15 protein-coding genes are annotated in these 17328 nt (G+C 45.3%); 5 read left to right on the top strand and 10 right to left on the bottom strand.

Translation table 11 applies throughout. The features are described 5' to 3' along the window. Positions 1-20 precede the first annotated feature (20 nt). The gene (locus B9G69_RS17110; RefSeq protein WP_088616508.1) at positions 21-1451 is read left to right on the top strand and encodes a cyclic nucleotide-binding domain-containing protein; all 1431 of its coding nucleotides are present in this window, start codon (positions 21-23) and stop codon (positions 1449-1451) included. Here B9G69_RS17110 and B9G69_RS17115 read toward each other — a convergent pair. From B9G69_RS17115 to B9G69_RS17130, 4 genes are read right to left on the bottom strand one after another with little or no spacing between them, the layout of a single operon-like run. Next, entirely contained in the window at positions 1436-2248 is an 813-nt protein-coding gene (locus B9G69_RS17115) for a metal ABC transporter permease (RefSeq protein ID WP_088616507.1), read from the bottom strand. The two genes, B9G69_RS17110 and B9G69_RS17115, sit on opposite strands and share 16 nt — an antisense overlap. Next, complete coding sequence (locus B9G69_RS17120; RefSeq protein WP_088616506.1) at positions 2245-2811, bottom strand: ATP-binding cassette domain-containing protein; 567 nt, start codon at positions 2809-2811, stop codon at positions 2245-2247. The genes B9G69_RS17115 and B9G69_RS17120 overlap by 4 nt, the downstream gene beginning before the upstream one ends. After that, entirely contained in the window at positions 2808-3686 is an 879-nt protein-coding gene (locus B9G69_RS17125; RefSeq protein ID WP_265437865.1) for a metal ABC transporter substrate-binding protein, read from the bottom strand. The genes B9G69_RS17120 and B9G69_RS17125 overlap by 4 nt, the downstream gene beginning before the upstream one ends. Positions 3687-3692: 6 nt before the next feature. Then, the gene (locus tag B9G69_RS17130; protein WP_254916978.1) at positions 3693-4775 is read right to left on the bottom strand and encodes a hypothetical protein; all 1083 of its coding nucleotides are present in this window, start codon (positions 4773-4775) and stop codon (positions 3693-3695) included. Positions 4776-5025: 250 nt separating this feature from the next. On the opposite strand from B9G69_RS17130, the gene B9G69_RS17135 reads away from it, so the two are divergent. Beyond that, complete coding sequence (locus tag B9G69_RS17135) at positions 5026-6207, top strand: sensor histidine kinase (protein WP_254916977.1); 1182 nt, start codon at positions 5026-5028, stop codon at positions 6205-6207. Then, entirely contained in the window at positions 6204-6740 is a 537-nt protein-coding gene (locus tag B9G69_RS17140) for a response regulator transcription factor (protein WP_088616504.1), read from the top strand. The genes B9G69_RS17135 and B9G69_RS17140 overlap by 4 nt, the downstream gene beginning before the upstream one ends. Before the next feature lie 56 nt (positions 6741-6796). Here B9G69_RS17140 and lspA read toward each other — a convergent pair whose 3' ends face one another. From lspA to B9G69_RS17165, 5 genes are all read right to left on the bottom strand, one after another. Continuing rightward, on the bottom strand, positions 6797-7303 hold the full coding sequence (gene lspA, locus B9G69_RS17145; RefSeq protein ID WP_088616503.1) for a signal peptidase II: 507 nt from the start codon (positions 7301-7303) through the stop codon (positions 6797-6799). Positions 7304-7321: 18 nt separating this feature from the next. Then, complete coding sequence (locus B9G69_RS17150; RefSeq protein ID WP_088616502.1) at positions 7322-7933, bottom strand: hypothetical protein; 612 nt, start codon at positions 7931-7933, stop codon at positions 7322-7324. A 277-nt stretch (positions 7934-8210) separates the two neighbouring features. Then, a complete protein-coding gene (locus tag B9G69_RS17155; RefSeq protein ID WP_088616501.1) occupies positions 8211-9734 on the bottom strand; it encodes a sigma-54-dependent transcriptional regulator in 1524 nt (507 codons plus the stop codon). Next, positions 9727-11607, bottom strand: coding sequence for a CHASE2 and HATPase_c domain-containing protein (locus B9G69_RS17160; RefSeq protein WP_265437866.1), 1881 nt, complete (start codon positions 11605-11607; stop codon positions 9727-9729). Before B9G69_RS17160 ends, B9G69_RS17155 begins: the two co-directional genes overlap by 8 nt. Before the next feature lie 114 nt (positions 11608-11721). After that, positions 11722-13029, bottom strand: coding sequence for a radical SAM/SPASM domain-containing protein (locus B9G69_RS17165; protein WP_088616499.1), 1308 nt, complete (start codon positions 13027-13029; stop codon positions 11722-11724). A 270-nt stretch (positions 13030-13299) separates the two neighbouring features. Between B9G69_RS17165 and B9G69_RS17170 the strand changes: the two genes are divergently transcribed. Beyond that, a complete protein-coding gene (locus tag B9G69_RS17170) occupies positions 13300-14283 on the top strand; it encodes an MBL fold metallo-hydrolase (protein ID WP_088616498.1) in 984 nt (327 codons plus the stop codon). A gap of 61 nt (positions 14284-14344) precedes the next feature. Here the strand turns inward: B9G69_RS17170 and B9G69_RS17175 are convergent, their stop codons facing one another. Next, on the bottom strand, positions 14345-16606 hold the full coding sequence (locus B9G69_RS17175) for a transglycosylase domain-containing protein (RefSeq protein ID WP_254916976.1): 2262 nt from the start codon (positions 16604-16606) through the stop codon (positions 14345-14347). 111 nt (positions 16607-16717) lie between these two features. Here B9G69_RS17175 and B9G69_RS17180 point away from each other — a divergent pair, with 111 nt between their 5' ends. Next, positions 16718-17323 carry a co-chaperone GroES gene (locus B9G69_RS17180; RefSeq protein ID WP_088616497.1) on the top strand — a complete coding sequence of 202 codons (606 nt, stop codon included), beginning with the start codon at positions 16718-16720 and terminating at the stop codon, positions 17321-17323. Positions 17324-17328 lie beyond the last annotated feature (5 nt).

A 17328-nucleotide genomic window follows, 5' to 3' on the forward strand; every position in this document is an offset into this window, starting at 1 on the left:
TGACTACATAATTGTAGCATATGAAAATGCACCCAGCAGATATAGTTCAGGAAATTAAGGGCTATTCCTTTTTTAAATCATTCAGCACCGACTTGTTATTGCAAGTAGCAGCCATGATGCACAATGAAGTGTTCCCTGCTGGGACGGTGGTTCTGAAAGAAGGCCAAACCAATCGCAATCTTTACTTTTTAAGATCAGGAAAATTGGAAATATCTTTGGCAGGTGAAGTGCTGGCCTCTTTCGATACACCTGGAGAGGTGTGGGGAGAGATGAGTGTGATCACTACAAATCCTGCATCCACATCTGTAAAAGCTGTGACTGAAACTAGCTGCTACGTGATTAAAGACGAAGATTTTGCTCACGTTCATCCTAAAGATAAAGATCGCTTCCAAGCTTTGCTTTATCAAATCTATTGCATGATTTTGACAGAGCGTTTGATTAAGACCAATGAAAAGGCTCGTCTGTTTGAAATTTTGAACCGCGAATTGCACGAAGCTCAAAATGCTTTGCAACGTGGAGCTGGTGGTCGTGTTTTGTTGATCGAACCTGATAAGAAACAGCAAGTTCCCCTAAAAATGGCATTGGGTTCCACGGGTGTTCAATTGGATATCGCGGCGGATGCAGCTCAAGCCCAAGAGCTTTTAAAAGAAAATAAATACGACGTCGTCGTCGGTGGGGACATCAGCGTTGATGTTCTTCGCCAAGTCGAAGAAAAGAAACTAAGCCCTAACGTGATCTTGCTGACAAGCTATGACGTGCAAGGGAATTTGGGTGTTCTTTTAAACAATCGCTTCGTAAAGAATATTATATCCCGCGATGCTGAAGACAAAAATGCGACAATTCGCTTTGTATTAACAGCTTTGGGTAAACTTTTGAATAAAGATCTTTTTGGCATCGACAAATACCTTACGTGGGGTGTGGATGTACAAAAGAAAGTGGTAACCCATTCAGGTCAACGCGAGCAGCTTCGCGATGATATGTGTGGTTACCTGAAAAAAGCAGGTGTTCGTAGCTCTGTCATTGATCGTGTAAATACGGTCGCTGAAGAGATGTTGATGAACGCGATCTATGATGCTCCAGTGGATTCCCAGGGTAAGGCCTTATTCAATCACGTCAGCCGTAAGCAAGAAGTTCAATTAGAGACGCATCAGCAATCTGTTTTTAGATATGCGACGGATGGTGTGTTGGCTGCTGTTGCAGTGGTGGACCCATTTGGCGCTTTGCAAAGAGATGTAATTATAGATTATTTGCAAACTTGCTATAACGGAACAGCGGGCAGCTTAAATACCTCTAAAGGGGGAGCCGGTCGCGGATTGCATCAGATTATTGAAAATTCAGATTTGACGATTTTCAATGTGAAGCCGGGTGTGCGCACAGAAGTTATTTGTCTGTTCAATTTGGACGGCCAAAAGCGCATGGCTCAACCGTCTTTCCACTATTTCTTTGCGTAAGAGATCATTCCCACCAGAATCTGTCCCAGCATCACACAAGGAACTGTGGGCAGATTCGTTGATAATAAAGAAATCATAAATCCCAGCAGACAACCTAAAACTGAAATAATCAGCACTCGCTGTGTGTAACTGTTTAAATTGCGGCTGCGCTGAGAGGCAAAGCTGGTTGCGATGAACAAAGAACCCATCGTGAACAGATAGCCCATACTTTGAATTGCTAATGTCGTAATTATTAACGTACCAATATCAAAGATTCGATTTTTCCAGTCTCGGTGAATCCAGCTTTGGTTGACCAATTGAAAGCTGATCTGAGTCAGTGCCCGCCAGCTTGAAAGCATAAATACGATAAAGGCGATCGCTGCAATCATAGAAATGATCGCGGCATTGTCACTCATTACCGCGAGATCACCGAAATAAGCAGCAGCCATATGGCTTTCCAAAGACGGCGTCAGGGAAGTCATCAAATAAGTCAGAGACAAGAATAAAACGAACAATGTTAGATAAATATGATTGCGATCTGATTTTCTTTGAATCATTAAATCGGATAATGCCAGAGTGATTGCGCCCACACCCAGGCCGCCTGCAAGACTTAACCAGTGAAAATCTGTTCCCATTAAAATGTTCAGAACCAATCCCAGAACAATACCCAATGAGGAGCCCTGGCCTAAAACAAAGATCTGCGAGCTTTTTTCACGAGCCGTCCATTGCGCTCCAATCAAACAAAGCGCTCCGGCCATAATGGTGCTGGCCGGAAGAGACCACTTATAAATCGCAAGCAGTGATACAAACTCCTTCATTGAATCTCCAAGAAACGCATGCGCGGATCATTGTTAGTCAACGTACGATGGGATACCAATATCAGAGCACTGTCTGGATTTTGATTAAGGAATTGTATCAACCCTTGTTCAAGTAGATGGCCTGCGTCTTTGTCTACGTGATTGAAGGGCTCATCCAAGATCAAGACTTTCGGTTTTTTAGCAAGAGCAGCTGAAAACAAAATCTTTTGGCGTTCGCCACCGCTGGCCGTATTCCACTTTTTATTCAAATCAAGACCTGCAAGCAGGGGTGAATGAGTTTGGGCACCTAACATATCTCCCAAAGTCAGAGGCAAATGAAAGTTTAAATTACCTAGCTGGGGCAGGTACTCGATCTCTTGATTTTTAACGGCGAATTCAAATTTGCCAGAGTAATATCCGTGAAGCTTTAAGAGCGTTTTTAGGATCGTACTTTTTCCGGCACCGTTTTCACCGCGCAGAAAAAGAATTTCCCCTGAGTGAAGGTCAAAGTTCACTGCAGGGGACAATTTTGTGCCCGATTTGCTCAGGGCTTGAAGATTTGAAACGCTCAAAAGCTTTTTCATGGAATAGATTTTACCAACAGGTTTTGCAAAGCTTCAATCGACTTTGCGTCACCTGATGATTGAACATAGGAAGGCACAGTGACAACAGGAATTCCTGATAGCTCCGTGAATCTTTCCAATGTTTGGTGCGGAGCAGATGCTGTAGCAAACAAAACTTGAACTTTATTAGCTTGAGCCGTTTTTGCCACTTGAGCAATACGAGTCGCCGAAGGTGGCATTCCCGGTTTTTCCTCTAAAGATCCGGCAGATTCAAGACCGTATGAATTAAAGAAGTAAGTGAATTCTTTGTGATACTCCATCACTTTGACTTTTTTAACTTTGGCTTTCATTTGTGCATGCAGATTTTCCATCTGTTTTTTGAATGCATCATAATTTTTCTGGTAAACCCCTGCATTGGCTTCGTCCGCCGCAGTCAGCACACGCACAACCTCAGCTCCGCTCTCCGCCACTTTCAAAGGGTCCAACGTGAAATGAGGATTGCCATGAGGATGCACATCCCCCAAGGAGCGATTGATGACGCCCGTTGGAATCTCTAAAGGTTTGATGGCTTTACCTAATTCGCAGAAGCCCGGGCCCCCGGATTGAACTTTAGCATTGGCTGCTTTTTCCATAACTTTTGGCAACCAACCGATTTCCAAATCCAATCCGACCGCGCAAACGACGTCTGCGCGATTTACTTTCAAAATATAATCGGGGCGAGCATCAGCAAAATGCGGATCAGTTCCACCACTTAGCAAAGTGGACACTTCCACTTTATCTTGTCCAATGGCTTTCACTATTTCAGCGATATCTGGCAAAGTCGTGACAACTTTTACTTTAGCAAACGCATTGATGGAAAAAAGAACTAGAAACAAAGATAAAATATTTTTCATCATACACCTCTAGAATGCATGCGCAGGATGCGCACCCAAGATCGCGATAAATTGAAGTTCAATCACGCGATTGATTTGATCGGCTTCCATGGCAACATTATTCACTTCGTGAGTGTAGGCTAAGCGCCAAGTTACAAATTCGGAGTTTTTATAGCTAACAGTTGGAACAAAGGCGTAATCCAAATTGTCACGCTTTTCACCGTCGTCAAATTTAAGACTCATATCCGTGAAAGCATCCACGCGAAGTCCGGCAAACCAGCGAGCATTAAAACCATATTCTGGATAGAAATAAGCGCCGATTTGGTTCGAACGCTCCGTCGTATCGCTGTTCTGAACACGATTCCAGATTTCAGATTGGAACAACCAACGGTTGTAGTTTCCTTCTTTTTTCTTATAGACGAAATCAAGACCGCTCAGTTGAGTTTGCAAACCATGAGCATCTGTTTGGCCGAAATAATTCAAACCAATTTGTAAGCCACTGTTGTCACCCAAATCGATGAACGTCGAGGGGCGAATATAGTGGATGGGAGCATTGGGTCTTTCAGTGACGGCATGTGAATGATCGCCGTGATCTTCTTCGCCCATTTGATAGCCGTCAGTTACTCCGAACGTAATGTCCCAGTAAGAATCCGTCGGAAGTATATATGTAAATTCAAGGCCAGTGTCATGAATACCTTCATCACCGAAAAACTCTGCTTGAACTTTTGGCGCCGTGATAAAAGGCCAATCATGTTGATGGAATTGGTTCAGACGGCCCACACCTAGGAAAAACATACCCAGCTTAAAGCGCAGATTCGGAATCAATTTCGAAGAAGAGATGTAACCTTCATGAACTTCTGCGTGATACTCGCCATCTTCATTATGAGCGGCAAAGTTGATCATGGCTTCGAAAGTCGTGTCGACGGGAGCATAAAGCATGAACTCTGCAGAGCGAATTCCTAATTTATTATTCGAGTAATCATCTAAGCCGATGGGGGCGGTGACATCCAATGCAGCAGAAAAATTCAAGTTTTGAACTAAGGGTGGCGCATTTTGCGCGTGCGCTGCAGTGCCAGCCAAGCACAGAGCTAAAAGCAAAAGAGACTTCATCATTCGTTTCCTCCGACGTTAGCATCTATCGCGGGGAATTATTAAACGCAAGTAATTTGCAATTAGAAAACCAAATGAAATGCGTCACTGCGTCAGCGCAGCGGATGGTTGCAGAGTGTGGCTTGTGCTTGCTGTGGCTGTCGCTCTGGACTATGAACAGCCCATGTCTTCCTCGCTGATAAAGTCATTTTGGCCTGACTCTTCGTCACTGCTTCAAGGGATCGTCCGGTTCCGTTGGATTGCTATCATATTTATGATGGTGGGCACGGTACCTCTGCTGCAGGCGGGATATCTTTTAAGAGAGCAGCTTTTTTACTTTATGGCTGTGATTGCTTTGTTGGCCGTATTCAATGGTATGACCCAAGGTATTTGGAGCAAAACAAGCTCCGCTAAGGAGCAGTCCTTACTGTTTGTTCAGCTGTTGGTCGATTTGTTGGCAGTGACTGGTTTGTTGTTCGTAAGTGGATCTGCAGCAAATCCATTTATTTTTATTCTGACTTTGCACGCATTTCTGGGTGGCATGCTTTTAAGAACCAAGCGCAGTTATGTGTTTGCTGCCGTCATTCTGGGACTGCTAGCCATTTTGCAAACGGAAACAAATAAAGACTTGGCCGTGACCATCAACGTGAATCGCAGTGAAATGTATTTCCAATTCCTATTTCAGTGGGTGGTGGTAATTGGTGCATGGTTCGTTGCACATTTGTTTTCGGGTTTACTGGAAAAACAAGAAGAGCGAATTCGCAGTTTGCAAAATCGCCAGCATCGCGCTGATCGCTTGAAATCTTTGGGAGCATTAGCCGCTGGATTTTCCCACGAGATGGCGACTCCGTTAAACTCTTTAAAGCTGCGTCTGGATCGCGGCGTTCGTAAACTGGGTGACCCCGTTGCAGCCCACAGCGAGATTCAGCAAGCTCAGATGTCGTTGGATGAATGCATTTCAATCTTTCAAAAGATGGCAGGTGTTTTCACTTCCTCTGCCACGGATGGGGAATTGCAAAAACTCAACATTCATTCCGTGTTAAAAGATATTGTCCATTCTTGGGAGATCGATAACAAGGTGACTCTACATAAAGAGTGGACGGCTTCCCAAGTTTACTGTCGCTTGCAACCTTTGTCGTTTGCACAGGCCGTGTTGGATCTTTTGGATAATGCAAAAGAAGCTTCGCCCACAGCTTCAGAAATCTCTTTACGAGTTTTTGAAAACGACCAAGAGGTTGTCATCGAGATTGTCGATGCTGGTTCCGGAGTTTCCCCTGAAATCATTGAACGTCTGGGGGAGCCTTTTAATACAAATAAACAAAACGGCAATGGTTTGGGAGTCTATTCCGCGATGATGACCGCTCAATCCATGGGTGGCGAATTCAGCCTTAGTAACAATACCTCGGGCAAAGGGGCCACGGCTCGCTTGTCCATTCCCTATGAGGAGTCGGTATGAAAAAGCGTGTGAAAAATATTTTGATGATCGAAGACGACACCCGCCTGCGCGAGGTTTTGCATCAAGAACTGGAAGAACGCGATTTCGCTGTACAAAGCTTTGCAGAGCTTCCGGATTTAGAAAGAGTCCATCCACCAGATGGAATCTTGTTGGATTTACGCGTCGGCAACGATAACGGCTTGGACTTTATCAATTTGTTAAACGCGAAATTCCCGGGTGTGCGCATTGTGATGATGAGCGGGTTTGGATCGGTCGCCTCTGCAGTAAAATCAATGCAATTGGGTGCGGAAAACTTTCTGGCGAAGCCCGTAACGCCTGATATGATCGTTAGAGCCTTTGCAGAGGAAGACGCTGCTGCCGCAGCGACGGTCCCCAAAGATGAGGCAGAGATTTCTTTGGCGCGAATGGAGAGAGAGTATATCGATTACGTATTGAATACTTCCAATGGGAACATCACTCAGGCCGCTAAAAAGCTGGGGCTTCATCGTCAGAGCTTGCAGCGCAAGCTTCGTAAGAACATTCCGAACAAATAGTCGTGCTGACTTTCAACCAAGACCATCGGCGCAGTTACAAATAAAAAAGGCGCCTGTTAAGCGCCTTTTTCTTGTTCTTTCTTTTTGCTGTTCTCAATGAACATCAACAGAAGCAGAAGCCCCACTCCGCCAACGATGGCCATGTCGGCAACGTTGAATGCGGGCCAGCTCCACTTGCCATAAAGGTGGAAATCCAAAAAGTCGATCACATAACGGAAACGGATACGATCGATATAGTTTCCAATCGCGCCACCAAAGATACTAGAAAGAGCAATGATCTGTTTCGTATCGTCGTCTTTAACTCCGCGAAGGATGCCCAAGATAATGATCAAAGCGATCGGCGGCATGCTCAGGAAGAACAATTCGCGGAACGAAGGATGGCTTTCAGCCAGAAATCCAAAGGCCGCACCAAAGTTTCTTACGTAAGTTAGATTAAAGAAGTTAGGGATCACGACCACGGATTCACCCAAGTGAAAGTGTGTGTGAACGTAAAGCTTGATAACTTGATCTAAAGCAATCAAGAACCCAGCAATCGCAGCAAGCCAGATGTATTTTTTCTTCATGTAGGGGCCTCGTTCTTATTACTTTAACATGCCTTTAGACTTCACATAACCGATTTTTATCAGCATGCGCAAGGCTTCTAGTTCAGAACTCAAATTGAACTCGTCTTTGACTTCGTGAATCATAGATTTAGTGCCGCAATCAAACAACTCCATCACGTCTGTGGTGTAAGAAACCGGGTGAGATTGTGCAGGCATCGCAGGCGCCGCCATAACGGGCGAGTTTGCAGCCGGAGCTGAGTGCATGACTTGAGTCTGCACGACAGTTTGTACCGGTGGCGGTTGTTGGTAAGCCGGTTGTTGTGGAGGTTGGACAGGCAAAACTTGTTGAGCCGGCGGTTGCTGGTGGTAAGTAGCACCCACGGCATGAGTTTGCTGCTGCTGCTGCTGCTGAGGACGGTCCAATTCACCCATCAATCCAGCCAGGTTTTTCAACTCAGATTTGAAATTCTTGATGCTTGGGCGTTCCAAAGCACTGTCGCCATCGCGCATCGACTTTAAATAGAGGCTTACAAGCATATCAGGAGTCGTTGCGATCTCCTTGATATTCGAGTTTTGCGACATCAGCCATTGATAGGCTTTCAGCAGCGTCTCTTTTGTGTAAGCCTGCGGTGGCAACGGGTTCATAGTCATGTAAAAGAATTTCTCCGGGTCGAAGGGCTGAAGTTACAAACTTCATAACTTCGAGTCAATGTGTCGTAGCCATTAATCACAAACAAATTGTGCTGAAATATTGTGCAATACTAGATCTGGGCGTTCATAGACGAAGAATTAACTAGAGGCGATGCAGAAACCGATTTTTTCTTTTTAAGTTTCTCTTGCAAATAAAAAAAGGCCCTCCGCTGGGAAGGCCTTCTGTTGTGCTTTTTGCGGCGCCACTGCTCGATTTGACAAGCCTTGTTGCTGCGTCTTAGTTGGCGTAATCTTTCGCAACGATGCCGTATTTTTCGATTTTACGAAGCAACGTCTTTTTAGGAATGTTCGCATGCAGTGCTGTCTGATTGATGCGACCACGGAAAGTTTTAAGAGCCTTAATGATGAACTCTTTCTCGAACGCTTCTTTCTGGGCGTTAAAGTCCAAATTTTCACCAGAGTATGGAACGATCTCTTCACCTTCAAGGTCTTGAGAGTCGATATCACTGCCAGACGTTTCATCGTCATCGCCCAGGTTCGGGTGAGCTGCCGCGGCTTTGACAATACCTGCGGAAGCCACGCTTTGCGCTTGTTCAAACGGTGAAAGGTCGATCAAATTTGTGCCTGTCGCAATCAACAAAGCTTCGGGCAATGAAGCCAATGTGATCAGGTTGCTCGTTTCCAAAACGAAAGCGTGTTCGATCACGTTTTCAAGTTCACGGATGTTCCCTGGCCAAGAATGCTTTTTCAAAACCGCCATCGCGTCGGGAGTGATTCCATTGATGCGTTTGCCTTGGGCCTGATTGAACTTCTTAATAAAGATGTTGATCATGTGCTCAAGGTCATCTTTGCGCTCTTGAAGCGCAGGTAAGAATATTGGCACTACGTTCAAGCGATAGAACAAATCTTCACGGAATGATCCGGCTTTGATCATGTCCTCAAGAGGTCTATTAGTTGCAGCAATGATGCGCACATTCGTTGGGAACTCGCGGTTGGAACCCACGGGCGTGAATAGTTTTTCTTGAAGGACGCGCAAGATTTTAACTTGCATCAACTGAGGCATGTCACCGACTTCGTCCAAGAACAAAGTGCCGCCCTCAGCGAATTGGAATTTCCCGATTTTACGTTGATCTGCACCCGTGAAAGAACCTTTTTCGTGACCGAAAAGTTCGGACTCGAACAAGTTTTCTGGAATCGCAGAACAGTTAATCGCAACGAACTTTTCGTCTTTGCGAGCAGAGTTAAAGTGGATGGCTTTAGCCACCAGCTCTTTGCCGGTACCAGATGCACCACGGATTAATACCGGCGTATCAACTTTAGCCAGACGGTGGATGATGTTAAATACTTTCTGCATTTGGCTGGTGTGACCGATGATCTTGCGACCTTCCTCAACCATCACTGGTGCAGAGAATGCGATATTAGAAATCAAGTTGTGAGCGTTCACAGCTTTGTCGATCAAGGCAAGCAACTCATCGCTGGCAACTGGTTTAGAAAGATAGTTGTAAGCACCATCTTTAACAGCTTGAACTGCATCGTTTAAAGTCGCGTGAGCCGTCATCACCATCACGATGATGCCTGGATCGATTTCTTTGATTTGACGAAGAGTCTCAAGGCCATTCAAGCGAGGCATATCGACATCAAGCAGAACAAGATCGTACTTAGTCGTACCGGCTTTGATTTTTTCCATGGCGTTGATGCCATCGAATGCTTCATCGATTTCAAATCGTTGGGTGGCAGCAAGGGCCGTCTTAACGGACAGTCTCAAACCTTGATCGTCGTCTACTACCAACACCTTAAGCATTCGTGCCCCCTTGTTCCATCGGCAGTTCTACCGTAAATGTGGAACCTTTTCCATCTTTTGACTCCACAAAGATGCGTCCCTTGTGCAGTTCTGTAAAATATTTAGCCAAGTAAAGGCCCAACCCCGAACCTTTGATCTGTGTGCTCTTGACGTTTTTGCTTCTAAAAAACTTTGTGAAAATGTTGTTAAGTTCATCTTCGGGAATTCCCGGTCCCTGATCGGCGACCTGAATGACCACAAAGTTATCTTTTTCCTCACTCGTCACCAGGATTTTCGTGTCATCTGGGCTGTACTTGATCGCGTTTTCCACCAAATTAGATAGGACCTGCCTCATAAGATCTGGGTCCATAGGAATAGGGAACAGCGGCTCCAGCTCAGAAACGATTTGAATGCGTTTAACTTTTGCCAAAAACTCGTGTTTACGAATGACTTCTTGAAGAATGCTATTGATGTCTTTGGACTGCATGTGCAGTTCCACACCCTCGCTTTGAATTTTACCGTAGTTCAAGATCGAACTGATGAACTTTAGCAAATCATCTGAGGAGTGTTTAATCGTATCAACTGCTTCGCGCTGCTGAGAACTCAAAGTAACCTGATCTGATAAAATCACATCGGTCATCCCTTGGATGCGGGCGATCGGTGTTTTTAAATCATGGGACATCATCGAAATGAAGTTCGTTTTAAGCTCCTCAACTTGGCTTAAAATCTTATTTTTTTGATAGTACTCCCAGCTGCGACGATTTTCGATAATCAGTCGGTACGGGATAAAGAAGTAATAAACCAAGAACCCTGCTAGTAAGGGAGCGGCCATGGTAATCCACCATCCGAATAACCAAAACAAGGTGAACGAGATGATAGAGAAGCTTAAAAGAGTTCCCACTAAAATCATCAAACCCATTGCGGGGCTCATACTTAAAACAATTTGAATTGCCAAAATGGAAATCAACGTCAGCAAAATCCAGTTCACATAGTGAGGCATGCGCAACGGACTGGAGTTGCGAATCAAAGTATCGATGATATTTGCCTGCATTTCGATGCGGGTCATTGCAGAAGGAATGCGGCTGTAAGGTGTCAGGATGTAATCGGACTCGCTAATGTTCAGGTCTGTACCGATGATAACGATTTTATCTTCAAACTTTGCCCAGTCCGTTTTGCCATTGGCAAGATCATCGAATGTGGATGATGGAAACGAACCAGGTTTACGGAAGTCGATAAAGGATTGTCTTGTATCGTAAAAATCAAAATAACCACGGACATTTGTGATGTCTAAGACGTCAGGGTTGTAAAGCCCTGCTAGCTGCACCGGCAGCATGACGGTATCTTGGTAAGACAAAAGCATACGCCGTGTAACACGGTCTTTGGCAAAGTTGATGGTGTCCGAGGTTTTCGGAGCGGGAACTCTGCGGATATGATCGAACGGAAGCGGCAAATACAGGCTTCTTTCCTCGCCTTTAAGTGGTGTTTCTGGAGTTGCCACGTACACATTTGTACTTTGCACGATAAGGTTTGCCCACTCCTGTTTGTCTTCCTCGCTGCCCTGAGCCTCATCGATCGCAAAGTCATAAACAACCGCGCGCGGATGAGCCGCCAGCAGATTCATCAGAATGGCAGTTTGGTCTTTGGCGTTCGGTTGTCCTTTGAATGCCTGAACAGTGGACGGTTTGATATAGACCAATTCAATTTTGTTTGACGTGCGGTCGAATAAGCGGGAGCGAATGCGGAAGTCGTAAAGCCAAGACTCAAGATAGTCCAAATTGATCTGCGCAATAAGAAACGCCATGATCATAGCTAAAATAGCTCTGATCGCGTAAACGCGGTATTGCACTGGTTTCGAGGAGTTTGTGGTTTCCTCGAATGGACTTGGCAGTTTCATTAAATGGTGTTTTCTCCGAGCTATTTAACAGGGATGCAGCCGTCTTCGGCAGTTTGCATAGTTGAAAGTACGTTGCCGCGAGGCTTTACTTTCTTGATGTGTGTAGAAGTTTTTTTAGTGTTTTCCATATTCACTGTCCTCTTGATTATCAGTCTGTCGACTTTTTTTAAAGTATAAAATTGCAGTAGCGGCCAAGCTGCGCTGTCTTTGGCAGAATTGACCGTTTTTTTGGTTCTTAGAGCCTGTAGCCTCTTTGTGAACGAACATACAGCCACCGCCGCACAGGAAACGAGCCCAGCAGGTCTGACAGTTGTTTTGTTCAATCAAGTTTTGGGAGTATTTATCCAGAGACTGTGGTGAAACCTCAGTGCCTTGGCCGACCTTTTCAGCGCTGTTGCCCACGTCCCATGGGCACGTGAATAGGTTATTGCGGGCATCCACCACTAACAGTGATTTTCCAGCACCACAGAAGTTTTCTGTACGACGTTGTTCATCCAACGCTTGAAAGACGCGATTAAAAAAGCTGATTTTGCGTAAAGCGGCCTCTCCACCAGCATTGTAAGCCATCGCTGCGATCAGGGTCATCTCGCGTGTGAAAAGATCGCTGGCTTCCTGATTCATATCCGAAACGCTGTAGGTGAATTCGTAGGCATCCGCCGGGAATTGGCAGTAAAATTTGTAAGCCTCAACGACGTTCCTGTTGCTGGCAGTGAATACACCGTGCAAAGTGATCGATCCCAGTTTTTCTTTGCGAGCAAAAAGTTTGTGCAAGCCTTCGATCACAACAGCAGTGCTTCCTTGGCCGTTTTTCATTGGACGAGCGACATCGTTTCGTTCAGCGGCCCCATCGATACTGACAGAGACATTGCATTTGATTTCTTCCAGCAATGCGATGTTTTCATCTGTAAGCAAAGTTCCATTCGTCACGATGGAGAATCGGGTCGTCAGATTGCGACCTGCCGTCATCAGTTTTACGTAGTTTGCAATCGCACGAATGCCTTCTGGGTAAAGCAGGGGCTCCCCACCGATAAAGCTAATGCGGAAAATTCCGGTATCGGGCAAACGATCCAAAAAGAATTTTAACTGCGGCAATGTTTTTTCAATGTTGATTTTTGTTTGTGGCGAACCATATGTACCGTCACCACCAGCGGCGCAATAAGTACATTTCAAGTTGCAGATTTGAGTAACGTTGATAGTGAGCGAACGGATTTCGCGAGCAACTTGAGTCGTCGTAACATCGGGATTAATCTCGTCATTCCAGTCAATCAAGACGGACTGAAGGGAGTCATCGGACGGGGAGTTCATCTCACCCCACAGCTCTTCGGAGATATCTGCGACCTCAAGATTTCGCGCGTGGAAAGCTACGGGGGATTCCCCCGGCGCACGAAAAGCAATGATGTCATTTTGTCTCCGAATTTCCATATGGCAGAACTAAGCAATAGACGTACCACTTTCAGAAGTTTCTGGTGGAAATTTTTGCGAGTGATTTCATACACTTAGGTTTGGTAATTTGGGTGCGATGTGTTGCAAGTGGGTGCAAAAGGAACCGCCATTCGAGTAATCCTTACTAGACGGGTGCGCCACACCTTTGAATGGAAGTGCTTTTAAGAGGGGAAAACCTCACTACCTAGGTCGGTCGTTCCGCAAAATATTAATTTGTTTCGTGTTTATTCTGAGGCATCCTAAACGGGTATGTCATTCTCCATAAAATTCTGGGGCGTTCGCGGCTCATTGCCGTCGTCTCCACCACCTACAGTTTGGGCGCAACACATCGAAGGGGTTCTTCAGAACTTTTTTTCGAGTGGTCATCATGGTGCCCACCAAGTGTCTTCGTACATTCGGGGGCAGGAAGTTCCTGTTGTGGGTGGTTACGGTTCAGCCACAACTTGTGTTGAACTTAATTATGGAAATGATCAAATTATCATCGATGGTGGAAGTGGAATTCGGTCGATCAGTGAAAGAATTCTTAAAGGCACCGCGCCTCGCAAAAAAGGTCCTTACCACATTTTCATGACTCATTTTCATTGGGATCATGTCATCGGTTTGCCATTCTTTGTTCCGCATTTTATTCCGGGTGAAGAAATTCATTACTATGCTGTGCAACCAGAACTGGAATCTTTGATTCGCGGTTTATTTAAAAAACCGTACTTCCCAGTTCCGTTCGAGGCTTTGCAGGCGAAAATTCACTTCCATGTCTTGGAGCCTCGTAAGCCTATTCACGTGGGTGAATTTAAAGTGACACCTTATCAGCTCGATCATCCAGATCCATGTTGGGGATTTAAAGTTGAAGCCGGCGGGAAATCATACGCCCACTGTGTGGATACTGAAGGCACGCGTGTAACCCAAGAAGATCTGGGCGCTGATCTGCCGTTATATCAAGATATCGATGTGATGTATTTCGACGCTCAATACACATTGCCTGAGCTTGCCGAGAAAGCAAACTGGGGTCATAGTGCTGCACAAGTTGGTTTGGAGATCGCCTTCCGGGAAGGCATTAAGCGTGTTTTATTTGCGCATCATGATCCCGGCGCACGCACTGATCATGTCTTAGAACTACGTCGTCAAACACGAGAGTACTATGAATCAGTGGCTCGCGCCTTGGCATCTAATAATGAACAAATCCCAACAGTCGAGTGGGATTTCGCCCACGAAGGTTTAGAAATCGTACTTAGGTAACAGTTCCCTTTTTTAGGATCGCGCAGACGCGCTCCTAAAAAAGGGAACTGTTACCTGGGGCTTAAGGTTCGGTGCCTTTTCTGAAAATCAATTCTACAGAGGTTGGATCAAAGGGTGCTTGAACTGCGTTCAGTGCTTTCAAAGTATCTTCGTCCAAAGTCACTTTCACGGTTCCTTCTGGCCATGCGAAATCATCGGCAGGATAACGGCTGCCGATTTTCTTCATAAAGTCTGTCCAAACGGGAACACCACCGCTTGCGCCGGTTAGTTTATGTTGAAGATTGTTATCGTAACCCACCCAAACAATTGTCGTTAAGTAAGGTGTAAAGCCACTGAACCAGGCATCTTTGTTATCGTTTGTTGTTCCAGTTTTACCAGCCGCGGGGTTTGTAAATCCGTTTAAAGGAATCGCGCGACCCGAGCCAGAAATGATGACTTGTTTCATCATGCTGATCAGGCTTGCAACGGTTGCCGGGTCTTCGACTTGGCGATCATTCGGGTTGAAAGTGTACACTTCTTTGCCGTCAGCGTTTAGTGCTTTGCGAACAAAGGAAATATCTTTACGAAGTCCCATGTTGGCGATGGTCATATAGCTTTGTAAGACCTCCCGCGGATACATTTCAAATGCACCCAGAGTCAGAGATGGAAAAGCTTTTAATTCTGAATCCACGCCGAATTTATGAGCGATATCGACGATGTTACCAAGACCCACTTGCATGCCTAGGTTTACCGTCGCCGCATTCATGGAATTTTTTAGTGCGTAAAACATCGGAACTTGGCCGTAATATTTTTTGCCATAATTTTCCGGCGCCCATGTTTGACCTTCATACTTGATGGACTGTTTTTCATCGTTCAAAAGCGTGATCGGGGAGAATGGTTTTCCCTCTGGGGTTTCGTTCATTAATGCTGTTAGATAAACGAATGGTTTCATCGTGGATCCGACCTGACGATGACCATCGATGGCGCGATTAAACTGAGTCATTCTGTAATTTCGACCGCCGACCACAACATTGACTAAGCCAGAGCGATTGTCGCCGACAAGAACGATGCCCTCAAGGCTACTGCCTTTTTCCTTTAGTCCCTTGATGTGCTTATTGGATTTTTCAAGATTGTCTAAGTGATTGCGCAAAGATTCTTGAGCAGCTTGTTGAGCTTCCAAATCCAACGCTGTGTAAATACGCAAACCTTCAACAGGAATTTTTAAAGAGTCCAATTGCTTACGAACGGCATCTAAATAGTAGGGAGCTGTTTCGGTCGCTAATGTCACCGGAGCTGACGGAAGTGAAGCTTTCGCGGCCTCTGCCATCTGCGATTCCGTGATAAAGTCCAAGCCCTTCATTTTATCCAAAACCAAACGACGACGGCGTTCTGCATTTGCAGGTTTTTTGAAAGGATTGTAAAGACCCGGACTGTTTACGATTGCAGCTAACAAAGAACACTCATGAAGTTCCAGATCGCTCAGTTCCTTATTAAAGTAGTAACGAGCGGCTGCACCGTAACCGCGAACTTGGAAGGGGCCGTTTTGTCCCATATAGATCACGTTCAGATAGGTCTCAAGAATTTCATCTTTGTTAAAGCGCGATTCCAACAGGATCGACATGATGAATTCATTGTATTTTCTTTTGAACGTTCGTTCGCTGGTTAAAAAATAATTCTTAACCAACTGCTGAGTAATGGTGCTGCCACCCTCTTTGCGACCCGTAGTGATGTTTTTTACGATCGCACGCATGATGCCTTTTATGCTAATCCCGCCGTGTTCTAGAAACTGGGCGTCTTCAATGGCCATGATCGCGTTGGAGCAAGTCGGTGGTACTTCACCCAATGTCACGGTTTTTTGCATTAAAGGTTCGTTACCAATGTACTGCGCCAAAAGAGGTGCTTCGCCGAAAGCGGAGGGAACTTCCTGGAAAGGTGCGCCAAGCAGGATTTTCGAGATAGTGTTGTCGTTCTGAAAAACCAAAACCTGAATAGAACTATCGACTTTGTCAGTTTCAACATCTTTGTTCACCCAGGCAAAACAGCCGACTTGGTTTTCATCAAGTTGCAATTGCAGGCGCGCGCTGCATTGCTCACGGGTCGCAAGAAAGTAATCTCCCTGTAAAAGACGTTGATCATAGTCGCGCCGACGGAAGTTTTGCTTTAAGAACGCGTTTTCCACAATCTCAGAGTTGGAACTATTGCGAACGCTGAACACCCGCGGACCTGCATAGTATTCTGTGGGCACAATGAAGCGTTTGGATTCAAGCTTCTGTGACATCTCTTTTTCGAGAGAGAAATAGGAATAAACACCAACCCCAAGACCCGCGATGATTGCGAGCGTCACAAGGATTGTAAATCGAATTAAAATAGTCTTTAATCTTGGTCGCAACATGCACATAAGAGTAGTACGAAATATAGACACTGTTGAAGTGTTTTTTCGTGAAAGGGATAAGTTGTGGCTAAGAAGAAATCTTCTGCAAAGAAAGCCGTAAAAAAAGTCGTTAAAAAAGTCGCGAAAAAAGTTTCCAAAAAAACGCCGGCAAAGAAAACTTCTGCAAAAAAACCTGTAGTTAAAAAGTCTCCTACAAAGAAGGCAGCTCCTAAGGCTGCAAAGAAATCTGCGCCGAAAAAGGCCGTTGCGAAAAAGGCAGCGTCACCTAAAAAAACTGTCAAAGCACCTGTTAAAAAGGCATCTGAAGCAGTAAAACCTTCGGCATCACATTTAGTGACAAAGCCAGCTGCCAAAAAGTTGGTGGATTTAAAGAATTTTGTATCTCCGTTGGATGATCGCTTGATCGTGCAAACTGCAGATTCCGAACGTATGACGGCTGGTGGACTTTATATTCCTGATACAGTCGCAGATGTTTCCGGCAACTTGCATGGAACTGTGGTGGCTGTGGGACGTGGTCATGTAAATAAAAAAGGCCATCTTCGTCCGATGGAACTAAAAGTGGGGGACAAGGTTGTGTTCTCACAATACTCTGGTTCAAAAATCAATCTTCAAAATGAAGACCTAATCATCCTTCGCGAAACTGAAGTGATGGGTGTGGTAGAAAAGTAAAGGAA

Origin of the sequence: Bdellovibrio sp. SKB1291214, from assembly GCF_002209355.2 — a bacterium.
Classification (GTDB): domain Bacteria; phylum Bdellovibrionota; class Bdellovibrionia; order Bdellovibrionales; family Bdellovibrionaceae; genus Bdellovibrio.

What these genes read in the sequence shown, in the direction of transcription:
- B9G69_RS17110 (WP_088616508.1), top strand. Translation starts at nt 21, where the DNA reads ATGAAAATGCACCCAGCAGATATAGTTCAGGAAATTAAGGGCTATTCC.
- B9G69_RS17115 (WP_088616507.1), bottom strand. Translation starts at nt 2,248, where the DNA reads ATGAAGGAGTTTGTATCACTGCTTGCGATTTATAAGTGGTCTCTTCCG.
- B9G69_RS17120 (WP_088616506.1), bottom strand. Translation starts at nt 2,811, where the DNA reads ATGAAAAAGCTTTTGAGCGTTTCAAATCTTCAAGCCCTGAGCAAATCG.
- B9G69_RS17125 (WP_265437865.1), bottom strand. Translation starts at nt 3,686, where the DNA reads ATGATGAAAAATATTTTATCTTTGTTTCTAGTTCTTTTTTCCATCAAT.
- B9G69_RS17130 (WP_254916978.1), bottom strand. Translation starts at nt 4,775, where the DNA reads ATGATGAAGTCTCTTTTGCTTTTAGCTCTGTGCTTGGCTGGCACTGCA.
- B9G69_RS17135 (WP_254916977.1), top strand. Translation starts at nt 5,026, where the DNA reads ATGATGGTGGGCACGGTACCTCTGCTGCAGGCGGGATATCTTTTAAGA.
- B9G69_RS17140 (WP_088616504.1), top strand. Translation starts at nt 6,204, where the DNA reads ATGAAAAAGCGTGTGAAAAATATTTTGATGATCGAAGACGACACCCGC.
- lspA (WP_088616503.1), bottom strand. Translation starts at nt 7,303, where the DNA reads ATGAAGAAAAAATACATCTGGCTTGCTGCGATTGCTGGGTTCTTGATT.
- B9G69_RS17150 (WP_088616502.1), bottom strand. Translation starts at nt 7,933, where the DNA reads ATGACTATGAACCCGTTGCCACCGCAGGCTTACACAAAAGAGACGCTG.
- B9G69_RS17155 (WP_088616501.1), bottom strand. Translation starts at nt 9,734, where the DNA reads ATGCTTAAGGTGTTGGTAGTAGACGACGATCAAGGTTTGAGACTGTCC.
- B9G69_RS17160 (WP_265437866.1), bottom strand. Translation starts at nt 11,607, where the DNA reads ATGAAACTGCCAAGTCCATTCGAGGAAACCACAAACTCCTCGAAACCA.
- B9G69_RS17165 (WP_088616499.1), bottom strand. Translation starts at nt 13,029, where the DNA reads ATGGAAATTCGGAGACAAAATGACATCATTGCTTTTCGTGCGCCGGGG.
- B9G69_RS17170 (WP_088616498.1), top strand. Translation starts at nt 13,300, where the DNA reads ATGTCATTCTCCATAAAATTCTGGGGCGTTCGCGGCTCATTGCCGTCG.